Source organism: Streptococcus pneumoniae (assembly GCF_001457635.1).
Classification (GTDB): domain Bacteria; phylum Bacillota; class Bacilli; order Lactobacillales; family Streptococcaceae; genus Streptococcus; species Streptococcus pneumoniae.
This window is the reverse complement of record NZ_LN831051.1, coordinates 1,038,397-1,063,993: the sequence shown is the minus strand read 5'-3', so window position 1 is coordinate 1,063,993 and position 25,597 is coordinate 1,038,397. Positions and strand designations below refer to the sequence as shown.

Annotated in this window: 23 protein-coding genes and 1 pseudogene; 3 read left to right on the top strand and 21 right to left on the bottom strand. The window is 40.4% G+C overall.

The window, feature by feature from the left end:
• Positions 1–982: 982 nt before the first annotated feature.
• The 21 genes and pseudogenes from nanA to nrdR form a co-directional block, all read right to left on the bottom strand.
• A complete protein-coding gene (nanA, locus tag AT689_RS05700; protein WP_130883206.1) occupies positions 983–3,880 on the bottom strand; it encodes an LPXTG-anchored neuraminidase NanA in 2,898 nt (965 codons plus the stop codon).
• 287 nt (positions 3,881–4,167) lie between these two features.
• A complete protein-coding gene (locus AT689_RS05695; protein WP_000576349.1) occupies positions 4,168–4,395 on the bottom strand; it encodes a hypothetical protein in 228 nt (75 codons plus the stop codon).
• Between the two features lie 804 nt (positions 4,396–5,199).
• Positions 5,200–6,180: an acetylxylan esterase gene (locus AT689_RS05690; protein ID WP_000795120.1), complete on the bottom strand. Its 981-nt coding sequence runs from the start codon at positions 6,178–6,180 to the stop codon at positions 5,200–5,202.
• A 315-nt stretch (positions 6,181–6,495) separates the two neighbouring features.
• On the bottom strand, positions 6,496–8,511 hold the full coding sequence (gene recG, locus AT689_RS05685) for an ATP-dependent DNA helicase RecG (protein WP_001048751.1): 2,016 nt from the start codon (positions 8,509–8,511) through the stop codon (positions 6,496–6,498).
• Between the two features lie 18 nt (positions 8,512–8,529).
• On the bottom strand, positions 8,530–9,633 hold the full coding sequence (gene alr, locus AT689_RS05680) for an alanine racemase (RefSeq protein WP_000648081.1): 1,104 nt from the start codon (positions 9,631–9,633) through the stop codon (positions 8,530–8,532).
• Positions 9,623–9,985 (bottom strand): holo-ACP synthase, encoded by a 363-nt coding sequence (gene acpS, locus AT689_RS05675; RefSeq protein WP_000635011.1) that lies wholly within the window; start codon positions 9,983–9,985, stop codon positions 9,623–9,625. Before acpS ends, alr begins: the two co-directional genes overlap by 11 nt.
• A 44-nt stretch (positions 9,986–10,029) precedes the next feature.
• Positions 10,030–11,061 carry a 3-deoxy-7-phosphoheptulonate synthase gene (locus AT689_RS05670; RefSeq protein WP_000864061.1) on the bottom strand — a complete coding sequence of 344 codons (1,032 nt, stop codon included), beginning with the start codon at positions 11,059–11,061 and terminating at the stop codon, positions 10,030–10,032.
• Between the two features lies 1 nt (position 11,062).
• A complete protein-coding gene (locus AT689_RS05665) occupies positions 11,063–12,094 on the bottom strand; it encodes a 3-deoxy-7-phosphoheptulonate synthase (protein WP_000232209.1) in 1,032 nt (343 codons plus the stop codon).
• Between the two features lie 80 nt (positions 12,095–12,174).
• Entirely contained in the window at positions 12,175–14,688 is a 2,514-nt protein-coding gene (gene secA / locus AT689_RS05660) for a preprotein translocase subunit SecA (RefSeq protein WP_001274089.1), read from the bottom strand.
• 145 nt (positions 14,689–14,833) lie between these two features.
• Positions 14,834–15,121 carry a hypothetical protein gene (locus AT689_RS05655; protein WP_000940714.1) on the bottom strand — a complete coding sequence of 96 codons (288 nt, stop codon included), beginning with the start codon at positions 15,119–15,121 and terminating at the stop codon, positions 14,834–14,836.
• 10 nt (positions 15,122–15,131) lie between these two features.
• On the bottom strand, positions 15,132–15,782 hold the full coding sequence (locus tag AT689_RS05650) for an ABC transporter ATP-binding protein (protein WP_001235283.1): 651 nt from the start codon (positions 15,780–15,782) through the stop codon (positions 15,132–15,134).
• Positions 15,779–16,450, bottom strand: coding sequence for a hypothetical protein (locus tag AT689_RS05645; protein WP_000475769.1), 672 nt, complete (start codon positions 16,448–16,450; stop codon positions 15,779–15,781). The genes AT689_RS05650 and AT689_RS05645 overlap by 4 nt, the downstream gene beginning before the upstream one ends.
• Positions 16,443–17,234 (bottom strand): annotated as a pseudogene (locus AT689_RS12510) (hypothetical protein). The gene AT689_RS05645 and the pseudogene AT689_RS12510 overlap by 8 nt, the downstream one beginning before the upstream one ends.
• A 184-nt stretch (positions 17,235–17,418) precedes the next feature.
• Positions 17,419–17,754, bottom strand: a complete 336-nt coding sequence (locus tag AT689_RS05635) for a hypothetical protein (protein ID WP_000400509.1) — start codon at positions 17,752–17,754, stop codon at positions 17,419–17,421.
• 139 nt (positions 17,755–17,893) lie between these two features.
• Complete coding sequence (locus tag AT689_RS05630) at positions 17,894–18,229, bottom strand: hypothetical protein (RefSeq protein ID WP_000400502.1); 336 nt, start codon at positions 18,227–18,229, stop codon at positions 17,894–17,896.
• Between the two features lie 139 nt (positions 18,230–18,368).
• Positions 18,369–18,704, bottom strand: a complete 336-nt coding sequence (locus tag AT689_RS05625) for a hypothetical protein (protein ID WP_000400493.1) — start codon at positions 18,702–18,704, stop codon at positions 18,369–18,371.
• Positions 18,705–18,794: 90 nt separating this feature from the next.
• Positions 18,795–20,105 carry a ribosome biogenesis GTPase Der gene (der, locus tag AT689_RS05620; protein WP_001207696.1) on the bottom strand — a complete coding sequence of 437 codons (1,311 nt, stop codon included), beginning with the start codon at positions 20,103–20,105 and terminating at the stop codon, positions 18,795–18,797.
• Between the two features lie 13 nt (positions 20,106–20,118).
• Complete coding sequence (locus AT689_RS05615; protein ID WP_000140849.1) at positions 20,119–20,832, bottom strand: NADPH-dependent oxidoreductase; 714 nt, start codon at positions 20,830–20,832, stop codon at positions 20,119–20,121.
• A complete protein-coding gene (gene dnaI / locus AT689_RS05610) occupies positions 20,829–21,725 on the bottom strand; it encodes a primosomal protein DnaI (protein WP_000446531.1) in 897 nt (298 codons plus the stop codon). Before dnaI ends, AT689_RS05615 begins: the two co-directional genes overlap by 4 nt.
• On the bottom strand, positions 21,726–22,895 hold the full coding sequence (locus AT689_RS05605; protein WP_000802394.1) for a DnaD domain protein: 1,170 nt from the start codon (positions 22,893–22,895) through the stop codon (positions 21,726–21,728).
• A complete protein-coding gene (nrdR, locus tag AT689_RS05600; RefSeq protein WP_001203672.1) occupies positions 22,896–23,369 on the bottom strand; it encodes a transcriptional regulator NrdR in 474 nt (157 codons plus the stop codon). It abuts the gene before it with no gap.
• A gap of 139 nt (positions 23,370–23,508) precedes the next feature.
• On the opposite strand from nrdR, the gene AT689_RS05595 reads away from it, so the two are divergent.
• From AT689_RS05595 to AT689_RS05585, 3 genes are read left to right on the top strand one after another with little or no spacing between them, the layout of a single operon-like run.
• Positions 23,509–23,874 carry a GntR family transcriptional regulator gene (locus tag AT689_RS05595; protein WP_000119153.1) on the top strand — a complete coding sequence of 122 codons (366 nt, stop codon included), beginning with the start codon at positions 23,509–23,511 and terminating at the stop codon, positions 23,872–23,874.
• 4 nt (positions 23,875–23,878) lie between these two features.
• Positions 23,879–24,574 (top strand): ABC transporter ATP-binding protein, encoded by a 696-nt coding sequence (locus AT689_RS05590; protein WP_000054201.1) that lies wholly within the window; start codon positions 23,879–23,881, stop codon positions 24,572–24,574.
• 16 nt (positions 24,575–24,590) lie between these two features.
• Entirely contained in the window at positions 24,591–25,358 is a 768-nt protein-coding gene (locus AT689_RS05585) for a membrane protein (RefSeq protein ID WP_000498745.1), read from the top strand.
• Positions 25,359–25,597: the final 239 nt, after the last annotated feature.

Below are 25,597 nucleotides of genomic sequence, written 5' to 3'. Positions count from 1 at the left end.
CCTATCCAAGTTCCCCATTCTTCTGTCTAGCATTTTCTACTAGAAGGACATAAAAACACTACTCTCTAGCCTATACTCTTTGAAAATCTCTTCAAACCACAGTCGCTTCACCTTGGATTATATAGGTCAGTCTTATCTACAACCTCAAAGCGGTGTTTTGGGCAATCTGCTACTAGCTTGCTAGTTTCTTCTTTGATTTTCATTAAGTATCTCCTCAATCTTCACAAGGAGGTCTGATTTTTCTAGCGACAAACAGAATAAATAAGTTAGTTCAATTAGCTACCTTCCTTATAGATGAAATTGATATTCATGAAGGAAGTCGCCCTTTATTTTTTGCAAAAGATACTAGTATGAATCTATTTGGGGACTTGAATTTATAAGCTGCTCACTTCGTTTTTCTAAAATAATTCTAATCTATTATTCTAGCACTAATAGACTCTTTGGCTAAATCTCCTTTCTACATCTCGTTTCACCAAAAACTTTTAAGAGAGAAATACTCTATATTTCATTCTCTAAATTAGTTTTGTTACCGTTTTCAATTAAAGTATACTTTTTTTTTTAGTATTTCAAGTCTTTTTCTAATTTGGAATTTAGTTTCAAATCTTTTTTAACTATATCAAGTATATTAAAAGTACTTTCAAAAATAATCAAATTCTTACAATACTTGTTTCGAGTGGACAAGATAAGAAAACAAGAAAGTCAATTTTAGGAGAAGACAAGGTTAATAGTCGCATAATATATTGAATCTATAACAGTACACCTTGACTGCTAAAATTTTTCTATAAATTAATTTGACTTTCCTGATAGAGTTGTTCACATCTTATTTCAATCTACTATATTTTATAGAACAGACTACTCTGAAAGTAGTTTCAGACCTCTTATGATTTCGTATCAGCTTGAATGTTATCAAAAAAAGATAGCAGGCTTGAAAACCTGCTATCTCCTTCTATTTTTACAAAATCAAATGTTTAGAATTCTTCTCTTATTGTTCTCTCTTTTTCCCTAGCGTAAACAGACCAAGGAAGAAAGCTGTTAGTCCTAGTGAAGCTAGGAGGTCACTCTCCTTGTTTCCTGTTTCAGGAAGTGCCTGCTGAGCAAGAGGAGCTTTGTAAGTATAATCTTCTTTTGTAGTAAGAGTTACAAGCGAATCAGATCCCTTATACTCTGCGATTTCATGAACAGCTGGCTCTGTACCATTAACTCCCCCTGTAAATTCTGGAACTTCATGCACCGCTGCTTTGCTACCATTTACTCCGCCAGGAACTCTGGCACCTGCTAGATTTACAGGAAGATTATGCATACTTTCGATGCTTCCTTTAGCTATACCAATAATTTCCTGTCCGATATCTTCCTTATCTACTGCAAATAACAAGGTCTTGCTATCATACTGGGTTAGGAAAGTCGCTGTTTTACCATTTGCCAATTGAAGGGTTGGAGCCTTGTTGACCAATACTTCTGAGTCGAACTCCAAGCCAATAACTCCTTTGCCCATCTCTCCTTTGCCCATCTCTCTAGTTCGCTTCACTTTCGCTTCGGTAGGAGAAATCAGATCTTTGCTCAAAAAGTCCCAATTAAATTTTCTAAATGATAGGGTATAGGCATTTTGTCCTTTTTCAGTATGTTCATACAAGATGCCATACTCCCCATTTCCTAATTCTTGGAGCGAATTATAGGCAAACTCTCCTTTTTGAATTGGATTGTGTTTGAGCCAAGTCAACTCACCATTTTCTTCGACACGTGCCAAGTGGACCATCCCATTTTCACGTTTCGGTCCACCTGCATTACTGAGGATGATGTATTCTTTTCCTTCGTGCATCGTATGGATAGCAGACATTTGAACATAGACATCTTTAACCTGTGGATAACGTTTGATATCCTTCTCCCAAGTCACTCCTCCGTCTTTACTTGTAGCAACCTGAAGATCTCCAGTCAAACCACGCATAAAGAGTTTAACATCTCCATTGTTTAGTTGTACCACCGTTGATTCTGTATTTTGCGCACGTTTATTGTTCATCGTAGAAGAGTGGATCTTTTGACCGTCTACCTGACGGTTATCGTTGACCGCTTCTCCAGCATGCCAAGTTTTTCCATGATCATCTGAATAGATGACACGAGAAGATTGCGAGCCATTTAAGTGAGATACATTATTAGTCGTATAAACCGGTATCAAAATCCGTCCCTTGTGAGGCCCATTCCGAAGTACAATTCCTGTTCCAGGACCTACACCCAAGAATTTCATCCAATCGGCTTTGACCATCGGAGTAATATCTTGAGGAGCTGACCATGTCTTCCCGTCGTCATCACTGTAGGACATCCATAGGTAGCTATCCTTGGCAATTCTAAATGGAGAAGTTTTGTTTGTTGTGAAGTAGATATTGCCTAGTAATTGGTCACCCTTGTATAGATCACCCTTGTCGCTATAGGCTGGTTTAACAGGATCTACAACAACGCGATAGTCTGTCGCCTTACCATCTGGTGTATAGACAGTACCATTTTCTCGAATGGTATAAGCTCCCTTTTCTCCTTCACGATAGAGGATTTGATAGGTTTTTCCATCGATTTCTTTGTAGGCTTCTTCTTTTTGTGAAGACATTCCAAAGATTCCCTTCCCTTCTGGGAACATGTCATAGATAGAAAAGATTCGTTTGGTTTCAGGATCTTGAACCAACACCATATCGATATTCACTGGTGAACCGATCGATGGGTCAGAAGCTTTTGGATTGTCACGTAAGTTGGTAATGGTTACTCGGTCACCCCATGTCTTTCCATTATCTTCACTACGTCTGATGACCATACCGATATCACCCCAGTCACTCGAATGGAGACGGCGTTCATCTGCACCTGCGATCAAAGTTCCTTTATCTGTCTTGAGAAGTGCTGGAATACGATAACTCTTTATTCCATCTTTATTTGGGTTACCGTTACGCCCGCTTTCGAATATGTCCGTTTTCTCTGTTAAAGCCGCTCCTTCAGGTAGTTTTTTTTCTAAATCTGAGCGTTTAAAAAGTTGACTACGTTTTTGTACTTCTTCTGGTGTTAAAGCACGATTATACACAGTGAGATTCCGAATCTGTAGATTTGACCCCCAAACCGTATTGTTGGCACGCTTGGTTGCTCCGATTTGCACATGCGTTACATCTGGCATATCTTTAATGAAATTGCCAGATCTCAGACTTGTTCGAGATAATACCCCGTTTACGTAGAGGCGCACTCGGCCTTTAGGTAGTTCTGCTGTCGGTTTTTCAACTGTGAAAGTCACAGAATTCCACTGACCTGGTTTAACTTTTAAGGGTGCATCGTTGTAATTATTGTAAAACTGTTTCCCATCCGAACCACGCCCCTCTAGAGTAGCAGTATTATTGTAAACTGCCATAGTGAAGTACTCATCTTTTTTAGTAGCACTTGACACAGAAAAGAGATTATAGAATGCTGGGGCCTTGGCATCTGGCTTAAACTCCATGTGAACTGTTGCGTTTTCAAGTTTCTTTAGTTTATCTAGTTCACTTGATAAATCAACTCTCTGACCATTTGAAGCATTGGTTTCAACATCTTCTTTTTCTATCACTGTTTCGACATTTTCCAAATCTCGTGCATAGTAATCTCTTGGAATTTTTTCTTCTTGCTTATCTTTCCTTTCTTGTTCTTGCTTATTGCCAGAAAGTTCAGTCTCTGAAGAAGGCTGGCTCTTTTCTGTATCAGTTAGGGTTGAGCTCTCCCCCGAAAGTTGAGTTTCATTTGCCAGAGGTTGCTCACTTGCCCCTTCTTGAGCTAAAACAGGAGACGTTCCAAATACCACTGCTCCTACAATCATAGAAACCGCTCCTACCGATAGTTTCCTAATGCTATAACGACACTTACGTTCTTGAACACTCCGATTCATACTGATCCTCTCTATATCTATATCCCGATTTCTGAAATAAGACATTTATTCCAGAAAATGCACTTAGTTTGTCTTTTATTAATTTTCTTTTACTACAGTTCATTTAAATGACAAAAATGAACTAAACAAACTATCTCAAATTGGTGCCAAATTTCCCCTCTCCTTTCTCCAATCAGACTCCTGCCAATCTAGTTTATCTACCAGGACACCGCTGCAATTAAACTAAACTATCTCTTTATAAGCAAATGATGGACATCAGCTTATGCTATTTACACCATACTTCCTGCTCAATCCTTATCGAACACTTTTTCAAATAGCTTTTCATAAGCATAAATACTTGTAGAAATAATGGGAAATATAATCAAGCTCACAATCAGAATCTTATCCAGCTTAAAGGGGACAATCCCAAATAAGTGAAGAAATAAATCAATCAGAAAACTGTCGAAAAAAACTGTCAAAAGTAGTTCAACTTGTCTTTTTCTCTGCTTTTTTGTCTTGAATGCCTTAAATATCATATTATTCCCCTTTTCTAAGCTTCAATCCCTTCTCTCTATCTGTTATTTCGCATAGCTACTACTATTTTTACAGCAATCTATCTTTAAATATACATAAAGATAGATTCTATCACTTTTTATAAGTGTTAATAAATTTATTATACCTTATTTTTAAAACGCTTTCAATATAGTGTAATATAGTAGATTTTAGTTTCAAAAAATTCTTTTATATAATAATGTCCTTGAAAGTAGTTTCAGCTGAACATTTATAGTCCATAAAAAGAAAACAGAAACTCATCTGTTTTTATACTCAATGAAAATCAAAGAGCAAACTAAGAAGCTAGCCGCATGATGCTCAAAACACTGTTTTGAGGTTGTGGATAGAACTGACGAAGTCAGCTCAAAACACCGTTTTGAGGTGGCAGATAGAACTGACGAAGTCAGTAACATATATACGGCAAGGCGAAGCTGACGTGGTTTGAAGAGATTTTTGAAAAGTATTAACACCTACAGACAAGCCTGACGATAGCAAGAACTACCCTACTCGATAGGTATCGGCTTTTGCTTTCTGAAAAAAATTATTTTAAGCAATTTGACAAATCTAGCAACAAAAAATTCTATAAATATAATAGATTGAAATTAGAATAGTACACATTTGTTTCTAAAACATTGTTAGAAATCGATTTGACTGTCCTGATCGATTTGTCCTGTTCTTGTTTCATTTCACTATATTTCCATGATAAAACGCATAGTATCAAGTTTTCTTAATCCCCTGATACTATGCGTGTTTGTAAGTTTTAAGATTTTGTGCTTAGAGTCGACTCCTTATTTTAGATATTTAAAAGGAATCTCACTTCCACAGAGCCAGTTGTAGACTTGGTCATTGACAAATACATTCATGGCTTCGTGAGCATACTCAGGCATGATGCGATAGGTTTTATCGCAGGTCAGACGATTATAAATCGCAAACTGGGTAATGGGATAGCAAACATTGTCGTCCAAGCCCGTAATCATCTTAACCTCACCTTGGATACGATGGGCAAGATTTTTGACATCGATATAGGCAAGGGTCGCCATGATTTCCTCCTCTGTTTCATGGAAGGGGTCGTGAAACTTGAAATAACGGAAAAGTTCGTCGTAAGCCTCGCTAGTATTACCAATCTCAATCACCCGTCTGAAGTCTGACAAGAAGGGATAAATGGCAACTGTTTTCTGAATTCGAGGATTGAGCGCTGCTGCAACTAGAGCTAGAGCCCCTCCTTGTGAGGCACCATAGCTAGAAAGACGCTTCTCATCAACCTGAGACAGACTAGCAACAATTTCGACCAACTGGTAAATATCCAGATAAACATCCTTATAAAAGAGGTAGTCCCGACCTTCCATAGCACCACGGATAATATGCCCCTTCACGGTATTTCCTAAAGGAGAACGCAAGCCGTCTTGTGAGTAACCTGACTGGCCCCGCACATCCATGGAAACAACACCGTAACCAGCTACGGTGAAGCCCAGCATGTCGGCCCAGTCCCAGCCACGTCCCATATAACCATGAAAATGGAAGATTAGTGGAACCTTCTCCTCACTCTTTGGAAGAACAATGCGTGCATAGACCTTTCCTTCCTTGCTTCCTTCAAATGTTAACTCATAGCACTTGACTTGAGGAATGTGGAAATCTCTTTCCTCCAAGTGGTAGGATGGAAGCGTGGAAACATTTTTCACTTCCCCATCCCAGAAAGCATCAAAGTCTTCCGGAACCTCATCCCTTCCTCTATAGGTCTTAATTTCTTCTAGCAAAGCTGGATTTTTCATAGCATGCTCCTTTTATTTTGTAATCGTTACCACAACTGTAGCATATCTATGTAATCAATGCAAGAAAGAAGGATAAATAGAAAGTGAATTTAGATTCTTTACTTTTAGGATGATGGGCTGAAAGTAGTTTTAGAAACGAAAAAGAGCATTTCGCTCTCTCTTCTGTTTATACTAGTTTTTTGCTTCCTTCTTTTGGAAAGTGGTTTGGTAATTTACTTTAATCGTTACTGTCATATGAGAGTCCTCGTTTCTTTTTGATGACTCTAGTATAAGAGCCAAACCTAAAAACTAGCTTAAGTTTTCCTTAGAGAAAGCTTAATCCAGATGTTCTTTCTTTTCCAGATGAAGGGCAATCATGCGCCACTCTGGATCTTCTTGCCAAGCTTCTATAGAACTAATGTAGCTAGCAACCTTTCTTGCTTCTTCTAAAATCGGAAAATCTTCGATAATATCAGCCACTTGGAACTCTGGAAGTCCTGACTGTCTGGTTCCAAAAATCTCACCAGAACCACGCATTTTCAAATCTTCCTCCGCAAGGACAAATCCATTGGTCGTTTCTGTCATGATGCGCATGCGGTCTTTCCCAGAATCCGTCTTGGGATTGGCAACGAGAACAGCGTAGGACTGCTTGTCCCCCCGACCGACACGACCTCTAAGCTGGTGAAGTTGACTGAGACCGAAGCGATCGGCATCCATGATAATCATGACAGTCGCATTGGGAACGTTGACCCCAACCTCAATAACCGTCGTCGAAACCAGAATATCCGTCTTTCTCTCCTTGAAATCCTGCATGATCTGGTCTTTTTCGTCACTCTTCATCCTACCATGTAGAAGAGCCACCTCTGCCTTGCCTGCAAAATGAGTCGTCAACTCCTCTGATAAGGCAATGGCATTTTTCAAATCTAGAGCTTCTGATTCTTCAATCAAAGGAGAGATGACATAGGCTTGGGAACCTTTTTGAATTTCCCCCTCTAACCAAGTCAAGACCTGAGGTAGTTGCTCATGTTTGATCCAGCGCGTCACAATAGGCTTCCGACCTGCTGGCATCTGGTCGATAATGGAAACATCCATATCTCCAAAGGCTGTGATGGCAAGCGTCCGTGGAATGGGAGTCGCCGTCATCATGAGGACATCTGGATTGTCACCTTTTTCCCGTAAAATACGCCTTTGCCCTACACCAAAACGGTGCTGCTCATCGATAATAATCAAACCAAGACGAGCATACTCCACCCCATCTTGTATCAGAGCGTGAGTTCCGATAATCAAATCAGCCTCACCCTTGGCAATGGTCTCCAAGACCTCTCTCTTTTCTGCAGCTTTCAAGGAACCTGTCAAGAGAGCCAGTTTCAAATTGGGAAAAAGGTTCTGTAAACTCTCAAAGTGTTGCTCTGCGAGGATTTCTGTTGGTACCATTAGGGCAGCCTGATAACCTGCTGTCACTGCCGCAAACATGGCCAAGCCAGCGACTACCGTTTTTCCACTCCCCACATCCCCTTGTAGGAGACGATTCATGTGGTGGTCGGACTTCATATCAGTTAAAATTTCCTGCAAACTCTTTTCCTGAGCTTGGGTCAGGGCAAAAGGAAGACTTACTTTAACTGCTGTCACTTTTTCCTGAGACCAATTCAGAACCAGACCACTTCCCTGAACTCTATTTTCAGACTTGAGCATCTGCAGCTGCATTTGGAAATAAAAGAGTTCCTCAAACTTTATACGGCGAAGAGCCTGCTTGTATTCTGCCAAATCCTTTGGAAAATGCATAGCACGGACTGCCTGACAACGGGACATGAGTTTGTATTTGTCTAGTAAAGACTGGGGCAGATTTTCTTCTATCAAGAGGTCCAGTCCCTGATCAAAAGCCGTCTTGATGACCTTGACCAGACTAGCCTGACTGATTCCCTGAGCCAGACGATAGACAGGCTGGAGGTCATCTTCTACCTGAGCCAGAACCTTCATCCCAGTCAGACTAGCCTTAGCGCGGTCCCATTTTCCAAAGACAGCAAGGGTTGCTCCCAACTCTATTTTATCAGCCAGATAGGGCTGGTTAAAGAAATTCACCGCAAAAACGACCTCTCCCTGCTTGAGACTAAAACGCAGGCGATTGCGCTTGAAACCATAATACTGGACACTAGCAGGAGTCACTACCTGACCAGAAAGAACTGCCTTCTCACCGTCTTCCAGCTCCAGCACCTGCTTGGTTTTGAAGTCTTCATAACGGAAAGGAAAGTAGAGCAAGAGATCTTGCAAGTTTTCAATTCCTAGTTTGGCGTATTTTTCTGCTGACTTTGGTCCCACACCAGGCAAGACATGCAAGGGTTGATGTAGATTCATGCTCCACTCCTTTCTTTTCTAATAATATTCTCTCGGAATACGGTCGCTGAGGAGGCAAACCACCTCATAGTTAATGGTTACGCGGTAGGTCGCTACCTGAGTTGCAGTGATTTCCTTATCCCCATTGGAGCCAATCAAGGTTACCTTGGTTCCGAGTGGGTAAGGCTTAGGCAATCGAATAGTGATTTGGTCCATCGAAACCCTGCCGACAATTGGGCAAGCTTGGCCATCTACCAAGACAGAGAAATTTTGCATGTCTCTTGTCCATCCATCTGCATACCCGATTGGCACGGTCGCGATGACTTGCTCGCTATCCGCTTGATAAGTTGCTCCATAGCCCATGCAAGCTCCAGCTGGAACTGTCTTGACATGAACCAGAGCAGACTCCAAGGTCAAGGCCGGTATCAAATCATAAGGCAAATCCAAGACCGCTCCACTTGGATTGAGGCCATACATGGCATCTCCCATACGAACCGCATTGAAAATAGTCTCTACATGCCAAAGAGTAGTTGCAGAATTGCTAGCATGAACCAGCTCTGGAACTTCCTTCATACTAGCTAAAATAGTTTTAAACCGTTCTAACTGGGCATTAAAATAGTCATCTGATTCCTCATCAGCAGTAGCAAAGTGGGTAAAGATTCCTTCAACACGAACACCGTGTTGTTGGAGCAAATCTTGAGCCTGCTCAACCTCACTGGCCTCTCTAAAACCAATCCGTCCCATCCCTGAATCAATCTTGAGGTGGACTGTCAATCCAGTTAGGTCCACTTCCTTATCTAAGAGTGCTTGAATCCACTCCAGTCCAGCCACTGTCAAGGTGAAGTCATATTCTTTAGCTAGAGCAACAGCTTCGATTTCAGAAACTCCTAAAATGAGGATTGGCTTGCTGAGTCCAGCTTGTCTGAGTTCAATGGCTTCATCGATATTGGAAACGCAAAAGCCATCAACATCATCTTGAATTGCCTTGGCAACGGCAACAGCTCCATGACCATAAGCATTGGCCTTAACCACAGCCAACTTGAGCGTTCCTTGAGGGATATGAGCCCCCATTTGCTGAATATTTTGTCGAATAGCTCCCAGATGAATCAGAGCCTTGGTTGGTCTATGTGGACTAGCTTTCATGATTTTCCTCCAAAATGACACTGGCTGTCACAAACTGATCGGTGTGGCTGATAGACAACCAAATCTTTCCTGAAAATGGTGCCTGACTAAAATAAGGCGCCCCACGTTCATTGTTCAAGACTTCCAAATCCTGAAAACCCAGCTTGCTAATGCCCGTTCCCATAGCCTTGGAAAAAGCCTCCTTAGCCGACCAGCGACCAGCTAAATATTCTATTTGCCTGCGTCCTTTGAGACTGGTGAAGCGCTCCATTTCCTGAGTGGTCAGTACACGCTTAGCAAATCCTTCATGTCGTGTAACTGCGCTTTCTATCGAAGCCAATTCTTCGATGTCAATTCCGTGTCCAACTATCATTCTCATCAAAAGGAGTTGAGATTCCCCAACTCCATCCTTTTCACTTATTTTGTCAAGGTAACATAAATCTCTTCTACCAAGGCCTCTGTATTTTCCCAACCTAGGCAAGGGTCAGTAATAGAGCAACCAAAGACCTCTGGTTGGTTTTGACGACCATCTGCTAGGTAAGATTCAATCATAAATCCTCGAACCGTCTTTTTAATTTTCTCATTCCAATCACGATTCTGCAAGGTCTGGCGAACAATTCGAATCTGCTCCATATATTGCTTGCCTGAGTTATCATGGTTGGTGTCAATGAGGATAAAAGGATTTTCAAGTCCCATGGTTTCATAGCGTTCAATGGCTTGGAGTAGGTTTTCATAGTAGTAATTCGGCATATAATTGCCATACTCGTTGACTGCTCCACGGAGGATAACATGGGCCAAAGGATTACCTGATGTCTCAACTTCCTGCCCATGATAAAGGAAGGTTTGCTTGTTTTGAGCAGCATAGATGGCGTTAAACATAACACCCAAATTTCCTGAGGTTGGATTTTTCATCCCTACTGGTGCATCAATCCCAGAAGCCACAAAGCGGTGCTCTTGGTCTTCCACAGAACGAGCTCCAACGGCATGGTAGCTGACCAAGTCATCCACCAAGATCAGATTTGACGGATAAAGCATCTCATCTGCCGTTGTCAAACCAGTCTCTGTAATCACGCGGTAGTGCAACTGGCGCACAGCCTGCAAGCCATTAATCAGGCTTGGAGCCTTAGAAGTATCTGGCTGGTGAACTAATCCTTTATAGCCGTCTCCATTGGTACGAGGCTTAGCAGTATACACGCGCATGACCATGAAAATCTTATCCGCTACCTTCTTTTGCAAGGCGGATAAACGGCGAGCATATTCCAAGACCGCCTCTTCATTATCAGAAGAGCAAGGACCAATCACCAAGAGAATACGGTCATCTTCCCCTGAAATAATATCTGCCAATTCCCTGTCACGGCTTTCCTTGAGTCTCAAGGCTTCCGCAGACAATTGGGTTTCAGCCTTGATGACTTCCATATCGATTTCTTGACCTTTTTCAATAAATGCCATCTTATTCTCCTAACGTTTTGTAAATTTCTCTGACAAGAGCTTCTGTGTTATCCCAACCCAGGCAAGGGTCTGTGATAGACTTACCAAATACTTCTGGCTCATTTTGTCGACCATCTTCCAGATAAGACTCAATCATAAAACCACGAACGAACTGCTTAATTTTTTCATTCCAAGCACGGTTAATCAAGGTCTGGCGGACAATTCGGATCTGTTCAATATACTGCTTACCAGAATTGTCATGATTGGTATCAATGATGATAAAAGGATTTTCCAAGCCCATTTTCTCATACTGGGCAATGGTATCAATTAAATTGTCATAATAGTAGTTGGGAATATTTTTTCCATACTCATTAAGAGCACCACGAAGAATAGCGTGTGAAAGCGGGTTCCCAGTTGTTTCTACTTCTTTTCCTAAGAAAAGGAAACTTTGTTTGTTTTGAGCAGCATAAATCCCATTAAACATGACATTGAGATTTCCAGAGGTTGGATTTTTAAAACCAGTAGAAAATCCTGCCCCACTTGCCACAAAGCGGTGTTGCTGGTCTTCAACTGAACGGGCACCAACTGCCATGTAAGAAATCAAATCATCTACAAGCGGAAGGTTTTCAGGATAAAGCATTTCATCAGCAGTTGTCATCCCTGTTTCTGTGATGACACGATAGTGAAGATGGCGAACGGCTTTGATTCCATTGATAAGACTAGGCGCTTCTGTCGCGTTAGGCTGGTGAATCAAGCCCTTATAGCCATCTCCGTTGGTACGGGGTTTGGCAGTATAAACACGCATAACCATAAAGATACGATCTGCCACTTCTTCTTGTAGGACTGCCAAACGCTTAGCGTATTCAAGGACAGCTTCTTCGTTGTCAGATGAGCATGGCCCGATTACCAAGAGAATTCGCTGGTCTTCTCCACGTATAATGGCTTCTAGCTCTTGATCTCGCTGTGATTTCCTCTCCAAAGCCTGACCTTCTAATTTTGACAAGGCACGAACTTCTTCTATATTTATTTTAGAGCTTTTTGCTGTAAATACCATAACTCATCTCCTTATAAAGCAAACGGATACCCAGTAAAAATTTACTTTTCACAAGATATCCGCCTCTAAACTATCTCATTTTATTGTCTTTTACCGTGACAGTTTTTAAATTTCTTACCAGAACCACATGGGCAAAGTTCATTGCGTCCAATCTGGCTCAAATCCAAATCTTCTGGCATACTTGCTTGGTGAGCAGCGATATTGCGAGTCGCTGTTGTACTGATATGACGTTCTGCCTGTGGTCTTTCTTGTTCATGAATTTGTGCTTTCATCATCAAGCGTGTCACATCAAACTCAATCGAACCAATCATATCATTAAACATACGGAAACCTTCTGCCTGATACTCAACAACAGGGTTGTTCTGAGCATAGCCACGAAGTCCAACCGCATTACGCAATTGATCAAGGGCATCGATATGATCTGTCCACTTGTTATCCACCACTCGTAGAATCAAAACTTTTTGGAATTCTTTAACTGCTTCTTCATCGCGTAGTTTTGAAACCTGACTATCGTAAACCTTCAAGGCACGTTGGAAAAGCTCTTCCTTGATGGCCTTATCAGACAAGCCTGACAAGTCTTCCATCGTAATAGAATCTTCAGGAAGCAAGTTGTACTTAGCAAAGTTCAAAATTGCCTCTAGTTTTTCATCTTGTTTGGCACGCGCATGACCATCAACGACACGTTCAATCGTGCGTTTGATCATAGACTGAATTTCAGGTGCCAAGTCACGATCTGCAGTGATGACATCGTAACGTTGAGCATAGATAATCTCACGTTGTTCACGCATGACATCATCGTATTGAAGGACTTGTTTACGGGTATCGTAGTTATTTCCTTCGACACGTTTCTGAGCTGCTTCAACCTGACGCGTCAACATGCGAGACTCAATCGCCTCTTCAGACATGTTCAAGCGTTCAAAGATTCCCTTCAAGCGTTCAGAACCAAAACGTTTCATCAAATCATCTTCAAGAGATAGGTAGAATTGTGACTCACCTGGATCTCCTTGACGACCTGAACGTCCACGAAGCTGGTTATCGATACGACGACTTTCATGACGTTCTGTACCAATAACACAAAGTCCTCCAAGTTCACGAACACCTTCACCAAGCTTGATGTCGGTACCACGACCCGCCATGTTGGTTGCAATGGTAACGGCACCACGTTGACCAGCATTCATGATGATTTGGGCTTCTCTATAGTGGTTTTTGGCATTCAAGACTTCGTGAGGAACACCAGCTGCAACCAATTTCTTAGAAATGTAGTCACTAGTTTCAACCGCTACTGTACCAACCAAGACAGGTTGACCCTTTTGGTAACGAGCCTTAACGTCTTCGACAACCGCTTTAAACTTAGATTCTATACTTGCATAAAGAAGGTCTGAGTGGTCAATACGTTGAACAGGACGGTTTGTTGGGATTGGAATAACACGAATGTTGTAGATTTCACGGAATTCTTCTTCCTCAGTCTTACCTGTACCCGTCATACCAGACAATTTCTTGTACATACGGAAAAGGTTTTGGTACGTGATTGAGGCAGATGTCTTGGTTTCATCCTGGATTGGCACACCTTCTTTGGCTTCAATAGCTTGGTGCAATCCATCAGAATAACGACGACCTTCCATGGTACGACCTGTAAATTGGTCGACAATCAAGATTTCTTGCTCTTCGCTCACCACATAGTCAATATCGAGAAGCATGATGTAGTTGGCACGAAGGGCGTTATCGATAAAGTGAGTCAAAGCCACGTTTTCGATGTCATAGAGGTTTTCAAGTTTGAAGTAGCTTTCAGCCCTGTCAATCCCTGAATCAGACAAACCAATAGTCTTAGACTGCACATCGATGATGTAGTCATCTTTGTTCAAAGATTTTACATAGTGGTCTGCCATGTGATACAACTGACTGGTTTCAACCGCATTGGCACCTGATACAATCAAAGGTGTACGAGCCTCGTCAATCAAGATAGAGTCAACCTCATCGACCAAGGCATAGTTAAGCGGACGTTGTACCATGTTTTCGGCGCGAACGACCATGTTGTCACGAAGGTAGTCAAATCCGATTTCTGAGTTAGTTGAGTAAGTAATATCACACTCATAGGCTTCTTTTTTCTCCATTGGAGATTTGGTAGCCAAGTTAATCCCTACTGACAAACCAAGCCAAGAGTACAATTCACCCATCTCAGTCGCGTCACGTTCTGACAGGTATTCATTAACCGTAACTACGTGAACCCCTTTACCTGAAAGGGCATTGAGGTATACCGGCATGGTCGCAGTCAAGGTTTTCCCTTCCCCTGTACGCATCTCTGGCACGTCACCATGGTGAAGAACAATCCCCCCCATGACCTGAACCTTATAAGGGAAGAGACCTAGGACACGTTTGGCACCTTCACGGACAACCGCAAATGCTTCGTAAAGCAATGAATCCAGTGATTCTCCATTTTGATAACGTTCCTTAAATTCAACTGTTTTTGCTTTTAGTTGGTCGTCAGTCAAAGCAGCCATTTGGTCTTCGTATTTGAAAACCTTGTCAGCCATCTTTTCCAGACGACGGATTTCTCCTTTATCATTTTCGATAATTGTTTTTAAAATATTAGCCATGTTTTTCCTTACTTTAAATTCCGAATATTTTAGAATGTTCCTTTAATTTTAGCACAATTACTGATTATTTTCAAGGAAGAATCCCCATTTTGAAAAGGAAAAAGAGGTTAGTTTTCAAGCTAACCTCTCCGACTTTTATGACTGTTTAATTGCCAAAAATCGGCAAAATGGCAAATGTGATAAATAAGTTAATCCAAAGAGAAAGACAGCAAATCAGTCCAAAAACAAAGAGACTGACTTTCTTGGACAGCAAGGCCATGAGAATGGACAGAATTCCAAAAGCTAGCAAGATTTTCTGCATGATGAAGATGTCAATCCTTACCCCCAGAATCGCTCTATCCCAAGGGATAAAGAAGAAAGACAGCCAGATCAGCAGAACTAAACCAATATAAACCTTGGAATAGCGTGTAATAAATGATTTTAGATGTGCCATAAGCCATCTCCTAGGATTGTATATCCTTTACATATTGTATATGTCCATTTTCGACAACTAATACATCTGTACAAAGGTCTGAAATATCTTCCGATATGTGCGACGTCAGGATAACCAGACCATTTTCTTTTTTCAGGTAAGATAAAATGACCTGTTTGGTTATCCTCACACTCTTCTCATCCAAAGCATTCATAGGTTCATCGAGAAAGAGTATAGAAGGAGAGGAAATAAAGGCTTGAATCAAGGCCATTTTTTGCTTTGTTCCCAAGGATAAATGACGGTATTCAACGTCTTCAAATTCCTGTAAATCATAGTATTGAATCCAATAGGCAATTCTTTTTTCCGTAACTTTAGATGAAAAATACCTTAACAGTTCCAAATTTTCTCTCAGGGATAAATGAGATAAAAACTCGACTTTTTCAATTAAAATTCCTGCATCCTGAATATAATGATTTTTTACCCCGTAAACTTTACCATCTTGAAGAACTTTTCCTTTGTCAAGCTTAATATAACCAGCAAGTATCTTTAAAAGAACCGTCTTGCCAGATCCATTATCACCTTTAAGTCCATAAATTTTTCCTGATTGAAACACCAAATTCAACTGATTTAAAATAGGTCTTTTCCCATAAATTTTCTGTCCATTTATAATTTCAAGTCTCATCGTTTATCCTTTCTTAAATTTCTCTTCCAAGCGACCTTAAATTTCTCTTCCAAGCGACTAACAATCAACATAACTAATAAACTTAAGAGTAGTAAATACACTGTTACAATATGATCCATCATCCATTCTTGTCCCACAAATGCTAAAAAATAGAGAAAAAAGGAAAAACCAGCGCCCGCACTAATCAGTGCTATCAGATAAGACAGTAGTAAGTACAACATCATTAACTGAGCAAGTAAAAAGAAAAGTGCGACTGTTTTGAAATGAATTCCTAGAGGAAGTAAACCAAGGAACCAGACAAACAAATCTTGAGTAAAAAATTTAGAAATGACAACCAATCGTTTCCTTGTATAATCGAAAAAGGAGCTTGATTGATAGCGAATCAAGTGATGGTAATGGTCTGCCAAATCACTTTCAAGTAAAATGACAGAGAGCCATCCTACCATGAAAAGCGAAAGGTTTAACAAGAGTTTGGGGATTTCTAAATTCGCTTCAGAATAGTCATTATAGGAAAAAATTGAAATCAATTCTCTCTTGAAAAAGATAACAGCATCCTGCTTTTGAACCGCTGTTGACAATAGATGGTTTATCAAAATCATCATCAGAACTATACGAAGTAGTAAAACAATCTTTCTCTTTAGCAAAATATTGTTAAAATTCTTAAACATTATCTTCATATTTTTCAAGCACCATGTAAGGGACAATATAAAGGATATAAGGAGTAAAGAGTTTCATCAAACTTACATCCCCATAGCTAGCTTGCATCAAACTCGTCATAGGAACCATATAGTAAGGCAAGGCACTATAGAGCAGCATAGAACCAAGCCAAAGAAACATCAAATAGGTGATTGCCGAACGAGTCACATTCCCCACATAATCAACTATTTGTAAAAAATAGATTGCATTGATGAAAATACCGATTAGCAGGACACAAGTAAAGAACTAATAGCTTTTTATCTCTCCATCTAGGAGTCTTTGTAAACCACTTCCATCAGAAAATAGAGAACTCCATCCAAGAGGAGAAAAAGTCCCAAGGAAATAGGTTATAATTGCAATTGTCAGCACAGTCACTAAATATATCAAACAAGGGATACTTGCAACTTGCAAAGTCAACTTTCTTTTTAACCCTTGATAGCTCACTTCTCTTCCAATACTCAATCGTAAAACTTTATTTTTCAGCTCAATATATTGAAAACCTAGCAAAACAATGATGATTGGAATAATAAATGATTGATAAAAACCTAGATTGAACTGGAGAATACGAAAATCTAATGCTGATTTTAATAAGTCATTTTTAATTGCTTGTCCATCGAATTTAGCTAGATCGGGCGCATGAATATCAAAAAAGAAATAAGTCATCAAAACGTCACGATAAACCAAAGCAAGAAAAAGCAAAGTAAGCAAGACATAAACAAATTTATGCCTTGCCAAAGTTAAGAGAGGAATCTTCATAAGCCACCTCCTAAAAATAGAAAGTAATATAATACTCAATGAAAATCAAAGAGCAAACTAGGAAACTAGCCGCAGGGTGCTCAAAGCACTGCTTTGAGGTTGTAGATAAGACTGACGAAGTCAGTTACATATATAATCCAAGGCGACGTTGACGTGGTTTGAAGAGATTTTCGAAGAGTATAAATCAATGCCTTCCACCTTTAGACTTCCCTAGTTCCCGTCTCAAGCGAAGCATTTTTTTGAAACAGATATAGTCTAACCAGTCACTAGCAAAAGCGATAAGTAGTAATAATAGCCAAATACCCCATAACTTGATATCTGTCAAATTTCTCAAGACGATATTGAAAAACAGAACTGAAAAAACTGTCCAAGCAAGGCTAAAAAGAGCATAGAGGGTGATGTAAATCCAGTAAAAATAGTAAAAAATTGGGAAAAATTTACTTTCTCTATTATCCTTGTCAATCCAGCTGAAAAAGTAAAAACAGGGTAATAAGATTATCATTTTAAACAAGTGTTCCATCACAAGCCTCCTTTTTTAAATTGTTTTCTTTAGTTTCGTTCTATTAAATGTTATTACCAATATAAACCTTGGAATAGCGTGTAATAAATGATTTTAGAGGTACCATAAGCCACCTCCTACAAATAGAAACCGATATAAATCAATGCCTTCCACCCTTAGACTTCCCTAGTTCCTGTCTCAAGCGAAACATTTCTTTGAAACAGGAATAAGTTAACCAATTCATACCAATAGCTAGCAGAATAAAAAGAAACCAAATACCCCATAACTTGATATCTGTCAAATTTCTCAAGACGATATTGAAAAACAGAACTGAAAAAACTGTCCAAGCAAGGCTAAAAAGAGCATAGAGGGTGATGTAAATCCAGTAAAAATAGTAAAAAATTGGGAAAAATTTACTTTCTCTATTATCCTTGTCAATCCAGCTGAAAAAGTAAAAACAGGGTAATAAGATTATCATTTTAAACAAGTGTTCCATCACAAGCCTCCTTTTTTAAATTGTTTTCTTTAGTTTCGTTCTATTAAATGTTATTACCAATATAAACCTTGGAATAGCGTGTAATAAATGATTTTAGAGGTACCATAAGCCACCTCCTACAAATAGAAACCGATATAAATCAATGCCTTCCACCCTTAGACTTCCCTAGTTCCTGTCTCAAGCGAAACATTTCTTTGAAACAGGAATAAGTTAACCAATTCATACCAATAGCTAGCAGAATAAAAAGAAACCAAATGCCCCATAACTTGATATCTGTCACATTTCTCAAGACGGTATTGAAAAACAGAACTGAAACAACTGTCCAAGCAAGGCTAAAAAGAGAATAGAAGGGGATGTAAAACCAGTAAAAATAATAAAAAATTGGAAAAAACTTACTATTTCTGTTGGCCTTCTCAATCCAGTTATCAAAATAAAAGTACGGTGCTAAAAGTAAGAATTTAAACAAATGTTCCATCACCGACATCACCCTCCTTCTTTTGATAGCGTTTTCTATTATTTTATTATATCAAAAAAATCCGGAACTGTCATTCCAGATTCTACTTTTTTATTTGCGTTTTCTTGCGATGAGATGAATCGGTGTTCCCTCAAAAACAAAGGCCTTGCGGATTTGATTTTCCAAGAAACGCAGGTAAGAAAAGTGCATGAGTTCTTCTTCATTGACAAAGATGACAAAGGTTGGTGGTTTGGTTGCCACTTGGGTCGCATAGAAAATCTTGAGACGTTTTCCTTTGTCTGTCGGTGTTGGGTTGATGGCAATGGCATCCATGATGACATCGTTCAAGACAGCTGATGGAATACGTGTATTTTGACTTTCGCTGATTTGCTTAATCATCTCAGGAAGTTTGTGGAGACGTTGCTTGGTTAAAGCTGATACAAAGATAATCGGTGCGTAAGGCAGGTATTGGAACTGCTCACGGATATCTTCTTCCCAGTTTTTCATAGTGTGGTTATCTTTTTCAAGCGTATCCCACTTGTTGACCACGATAATCATCCCTTTACCAGCTTCATGGGCAAATCCTGCGATACGCTTGTCGTACTCACGAATGCCTTCTTCCGCATTGATGACCATCAAGACCACATCTGAACGGTCAATAGCACGCATGGCACGCATAACAGAGTATTTCTCAGTATTTTCATAAACCTTACCAGACTTACGCATACCAGCCGTATCAATCATGGTAAACTCTTGACCATCTGTATCTGTAAAGTGGGTATCAATGGCATCACGAGTTGTTCCAGCAACAGGACTAGCAATAACACGGTCTTCTCCCAAGATAGCATTGATCAAGCTTGATTTTCCAACGTTAGGACGACCAATCAAGCTAAACTTAATGACATCTGGATTTTCTTCCTCATATTCATTTGGAAGATTTTCTACGATCGCATCTAGCACATCCCCTGTACCGATTCCATGGACAGATGAGATAGGCAATGGTTCACCCAAACCGAGAGCATAGAAATCATAGATATCATTTCTCATCTCAGGGTTGTCCACCTTGTTGACTGCGAGGATAACTGGTTTGTGGGTCTTATAAAGCTTACGAGCTACGTATTCGTCTGCATCAGTAATTCCTTCCTTACCAGACACGACAAAAACGATAACATCTGCTTCTTCCATGGCAATTTCTGCCTGGTGCTTGATTTGTTCCATGAAAGGAGCATCGACATCATCAATTCCTCCTGTATCAATCATGCTAAAAGAACGATTGAGCCACTCACCCGTTGCATAAATACGGTCACGTGTCACTCCTTCGACATCTTCTACAATGGAGATTCGCTCACCAGCGATCCGATTAAATAGGGTTGATTTCCCAACATTGGGACGTCCTACAATGGCAATAGTTGGTAGGGCCATAATTTCTCACTTTCTACAATAATTTCTTCTGTTCAAGATTTTTTCTAGTTGAGCTTGGTTCAGCTTGACCAAACTGTTCTGCTAGGCGCTGACTCCAGCTTGTGGTCGCACGCGCCCCAGCATAGTCAGCCTGAACACGGTCATAAGCTTGGATTGCCTCAGTTGACTGTTCTTGGTATTCTTCCTCAAAGACAACATTCTCTAGTGGCAGTCTCGGTTTCATATCATGATGTTGATTTGGCACACCCAGTGCCATCCCAAAGACAGAATAGGTGTAGTCAGGTAGGTTAAAGAGCTCTGCCACTTCTTCAGACTTGTATCGAACCAAACCGATAATCACACCACCATAGCCCAAGCTTTCAGCTGCCAACAAGGCGTTTTGTCCAGCAAGAGCTGCATCGACCGAACTAATCAAGAGACCTTCCACACCTTGGGGTTGGAAGGTGTCGGTATGAAGTCGGGCTCCCTTTTCTGCTCGGTTCAAATCTCCGACAAAGAGAAGGAAAACAGCAGACTGGCGAATGGCTTCTTGAGGTACCAATTCATACAAGGCATCTTTCTTCTCTTGACTTCGTACCACAATCACAGAGTAGGATTGGAAATTCTTCCAAGATGATGCCATCTGGGCTGCTGTCAAAATCTCATTTAAGTCTACTTGGGGAATTTCTTGCTCTTTAAACCTGCGCACTGAAGTATGAGCCTTCATCAATTTAATGGTTTCTGTCATCGACGGTTTACTCCTTCTAAACGAGTCTCCTCAGCCAAATAACGGATGCGTTCCATGACCCGTCTGGCTTCCCAGGTTTCGTCATTTCCATGTTTCACTTTCGCAAAATGCTTCTCCAAATCTTCAAAGTTGAAGTTGGATGTGAAAAAGGTCGGTAAATTTTCCTGCATCCGATATTGGAGAATGACCTGCAGGATTTCGTCACGCACCCAAACGGTTGATTGCTCGGCGCCAATATCATCTAAAATCAGGACCTCAGACAGCTTAATCTCATCCACCAAGGTCTTAACATTGCCATCACTGATAGCATTTTTGACATCAATGACAAAGCTAGGATAGTGGAGGAGAGTTGATGAAACACCACGTTTTTCTGATAAATCATGAGCTAAGGCCGCCACCATGAAACTTTTACCCACACCAAAGTCTCCATATAAGTAAAGACCTTTTCGAATAGCTGGATATTGCTCCACGAAGGCTAGTAGCTTTTCAAAAACTGGTAAGCGCCCCAAATCATCCAAGTCAACTTGAGCCAAACTAGCTTTCTTGAGACTGGCTGGTAGATTGATTAACTTGAGACGGTTCTTAATAGCCGCTTCTTTTTCAGCCGCGATTAGCTCAGGAGTTTCTTCATATGAAACATCTGCATAGCCATGATTCTTAACCAAAATCGGCTTGTAGCCTTTGGCAATATAATCCGTATCCCCACGGAGAAACTTGTCACGCTCGGTGATGTACTGATTAAACTTGGAGATACTGCGATTTAATTCCTCTGGAGTCAAGGATTCTTGCTGGATAAAAGCCGCAACATCAGGGTCCTTCATGATTTTCTGGACCAAATCTTGATAATAAAAACGGCTGGGTTGACGTTTGAGTACGTCTCCGACACTTTCCATCTAATCTCCTCCTTTTTCTAATCGAGCTAATAGTTCTTGCTTCTTACGTTCTAGTTCCAGACGAGTTTCCTCGCTGGTTTCATTCTTATATTCAGGATTACTCCATTTAGGAACATTGGTTTTTACTGGGGCAGTCTGATTCTGTTTTTGTGTTTTTGCTTTCTGTCCTCGCTCACGGATGCGCAAGACTGCCTTTTCTGCCGAATGAATCTTTTGATAGGCATAGTCATTGGCTACCTTCATGGCATATTTCTCATTGATATTTGCCGAATCGACCTTATTAAAGGTCAATAAAAGAATGATATTGATGACTTCGTCCAGCAAGCCCAAGCCAGCCATCTGTTGCAAGAGTTCTCTTTCTGTTTGGGTAATGGTTCCCTTGCGTGTTTGCTTGATTTCTGCCAAGAACTGCAGGGCAGTTTTACTTTTGGCTTCTTTGATAATGGTTGTTTCCTTAAGACTAAAGTCAGAGGAAACTGGTTTTTGAGCAATTTTTTCACGCATGCGTTTGGTTGAAATAACCTGAGAAACAGCTGTTGACTTGGCCAATTGATAGGTTTCAAACCAAGTCCATTTCTTCTCCTCGGCAATAGCAAAGAGGTTTAAGACATCGGACTGCTCATCCGCAAAACGAAGTCCATCTCGAACCATCAGCTGGCGAAAATGTTCCAAGTCAAAATCATTGGCCACTTTCTTCTTGAGACCAAGGTCTTCTTGACTGCCTAGTTCTGCCAATTCTGGAAAGACTTGATTGAGTGAGACAGGTATTTCTTCACCATCAGCACTTTCAACTTTCAAATCCTCCACAGCTACATCGCCAATCTTTTTCTCTAAGAGTCTGCGATAAACAGGATGCTCCAAGAAGTCTTGACTAGATAGAGGAGCATGGAGGGCTAGCTGATAAACATCCCCCTTTTGATAGAGGGTCAAGAGATTAAAAGCAGATAAGATTTTCAATGATTTTATCAGTCTATCCATCCCAAAGTTAAGATGGTTGAGAATGCTTGAAAAAAGATATTCCTTTCTACCATTATCCCAAAAACTGATTGTATAAAGATAAAGGCTCAGTGCCTCCTGACCGATAATCGGGAGGTAGCACTGTACCAGAGATGAGGTATCTTGCGACACCCGATTATTCTTTAGATAAGAAAAACGGTCAATTGGCTTCATTTATCTTTCCTTTTTCTTTTTAGAGGACTGGGTGATTTGTTGGAGCAAGCTCTCTAACTCACTGACATCCTTAAAACTACGATAGACACTAGCAAAACGTACATAGGTAATCTCGTCCAATTCAGCCAACTCCTCCATGACGAGTGAACCAATGTCCTCACTTTGAATTTCATTTTCATTTCGACCACGGAGTTTCTGTTCGATACGATTGACTACCATGTTGATTTCATCACTTGACACAGGACGTTTCTGGGCTGAGCGGATAATCCCATTAAAGATTTTATCTCTGGAGAATTGTTCCCGTGTGCCATCTTTTTTAACAACCACTAAGGTTCTTTCTTCTACTCGTTCGTAGGTTGTAAAACGGTGTTGGCACTCGTCGCACTCTCGTCTTCTACGAATGGTGTTCCCTTCTTCTGCTTGGCGACTATCGATAACACTTGACTTGGTAGCCCCACATTTTGGACAACGCATCCTTTCCCTCCTTATCGTTTTCTTTTCATTATACCATTTTTTAAGCGATTCCCAAAACAATTCTTCTTTTTGCTTGACAAGTTTTTTGTTTTGTTGTATTATTTAATTAAGACAAAAGGATAAGAGAAAGGAGACTAAGATGTCCTGGACATTTGACAACAAAAAACCCATCTATTTACAGATTATGGAGAAAATCAAGCTTCAGATTGTTTCCCATACACTGGAACCCAATCAACAACTTCCAACCGTGAGGGAGCTAGCTAGCGAGGCTGGTGTCAATCCCAATACCATCCAAAGAGCCTTATCAGACCTTGAACGAGAAGGATTTGTCTACAGCAAGCGAACAACTGGACGATTTGTGACTAAGGATAAGGAGCTAATCGCTCAGTCACGCAAACAATTATCAGAAGAAGAATTGGAACACTTCGTTTCCTCCATGACCCATTTTGGCTATGAAAAAGAAGAACTACCAGGCGTAGTCAGTGATTATATTAAAGGAGTTTAAGCCTATGTCATTACTAGCATTTGAAAATGTATCCAAATCATATGGAGCAACACCAGCCCTTGAAAATGTTTCTCTTGACATTCCAGCTGGAAAAATTGTCGGCCTTCTTGGGCCAAACGGCTCAGGAAAAACAACCCTGATTAAACTAATTAATGGCCTCTTACAACCAGATCAAGGACGTGTCCTCATCAACGACATGGACCCAAGCCCAGCAACCAAGGCCGTTGTAGCTTATTTGCCTGATACGACCTATCTCAATGAGCAAATGAAGGTCAAAGAAGCCCTAACCTACTTCAAGACCTTCTATAAAGATTTCAATCTTGAACGCGCTCATCATCTACTTGCAGACCTGGGCATTGATGAAAATAGTCGTCTCAAGAAACTATCAAAAGGAAACAAAGAAAAGGTTCAACTGATTTTGGTTATGAGCCGTGATGCTCGTCTCTATGTTTTGGATGAACCCATTGGTGGGGTGGATCCAGCAGCCCGTGCTTATATCCTCAATACCATTATCAACAACTACTCACCAACTTCTACCGTTTTGATTTCTACCCACTTGATTTCTGATATCGAGCCAATCTTGGATGAAATTGTCTTCCTAAAAGACGGAAAAGTCGTCCGTCAAGGAAATGTAGATGATATTCGCTACGAGTCAGGTGAATCCATTGACCAACTCTTCCGTCAGGAATTTAAGGCCTAAGCAAAGGAGATTATTTATGTTTTGGAATTTAGTTCACTACGAATTTAAAAATGTTAACAAGTGGTATTTAGCCCTCTACGCAGCCGTGCTAGTCCTTTCTGCCCTCATCGGAATACAGACACAAGGCTTTAAAAATCTACCTTACCAAGAAAGTCAGGCTACTATGCTACTTTTTCTAGCTACAGTCTTTGGTGGCTTGATGCTTACACTTGCGATTTCAACCATTTTCTTGATTATTAAACGCTTCAAAGGTAGTGTCTACGACCGACAAGGCTATCTGACTTTGACCTTGCCAGTTTCTGAACACCATATCATCACAGCCAAACTAATCGGTGCCTTTATCTGGTCATTGATTAGCACCGCTGTATTGGCTCTAAGTGCTGTTATTATTCTGGCTTTAACAGCTCCAGAATGGATTCCTCTTTCTTATGTGATTACATTTGTAGAAACACATCTCCCTCAGATCTTTCTTACAGGTATATCCTTCCTACTAAATACCATTTCAGGAATCCTCTGCATCTACCTGGCTATTTCCATTGGACAGCTTTTCAATGAATACCGTACAGCACTCGCTGTTGCAGCCTACATTGGTATCCAAATCGTCATTGGATTTATTGAACTTTTCTTCAATCTTAGTTCCAATTTCTATGTCAATTCACTGGTAGGACTCAATGACCATTTCTATATGGGAGCAGGTATAGCCATTGTTAAAGAACTCATATTCATAGCTATCTTTTATCTCGGAACCTACTACATCTTGAGAAATAAGGTTAATTTGCTTTAAATAATTTTTACCTAGATATGTAACATACTCATAGAACAAAAGAGACCAGGCAAAAAGTCTTTAAAATTAGAAAACGCATAGTATCAAGTGTTAAAAATCCTTGATATTATGCGTTTTTTGTGAGCTGACTTATTTCCTTTCGCTATATCGCAAAATGAAATAAGAACGGAACGATGGGATTTTGGAATTCAAATCAATTTATAAGAATGTTTTAGAAGTAATATTATCCTATTCCAGAT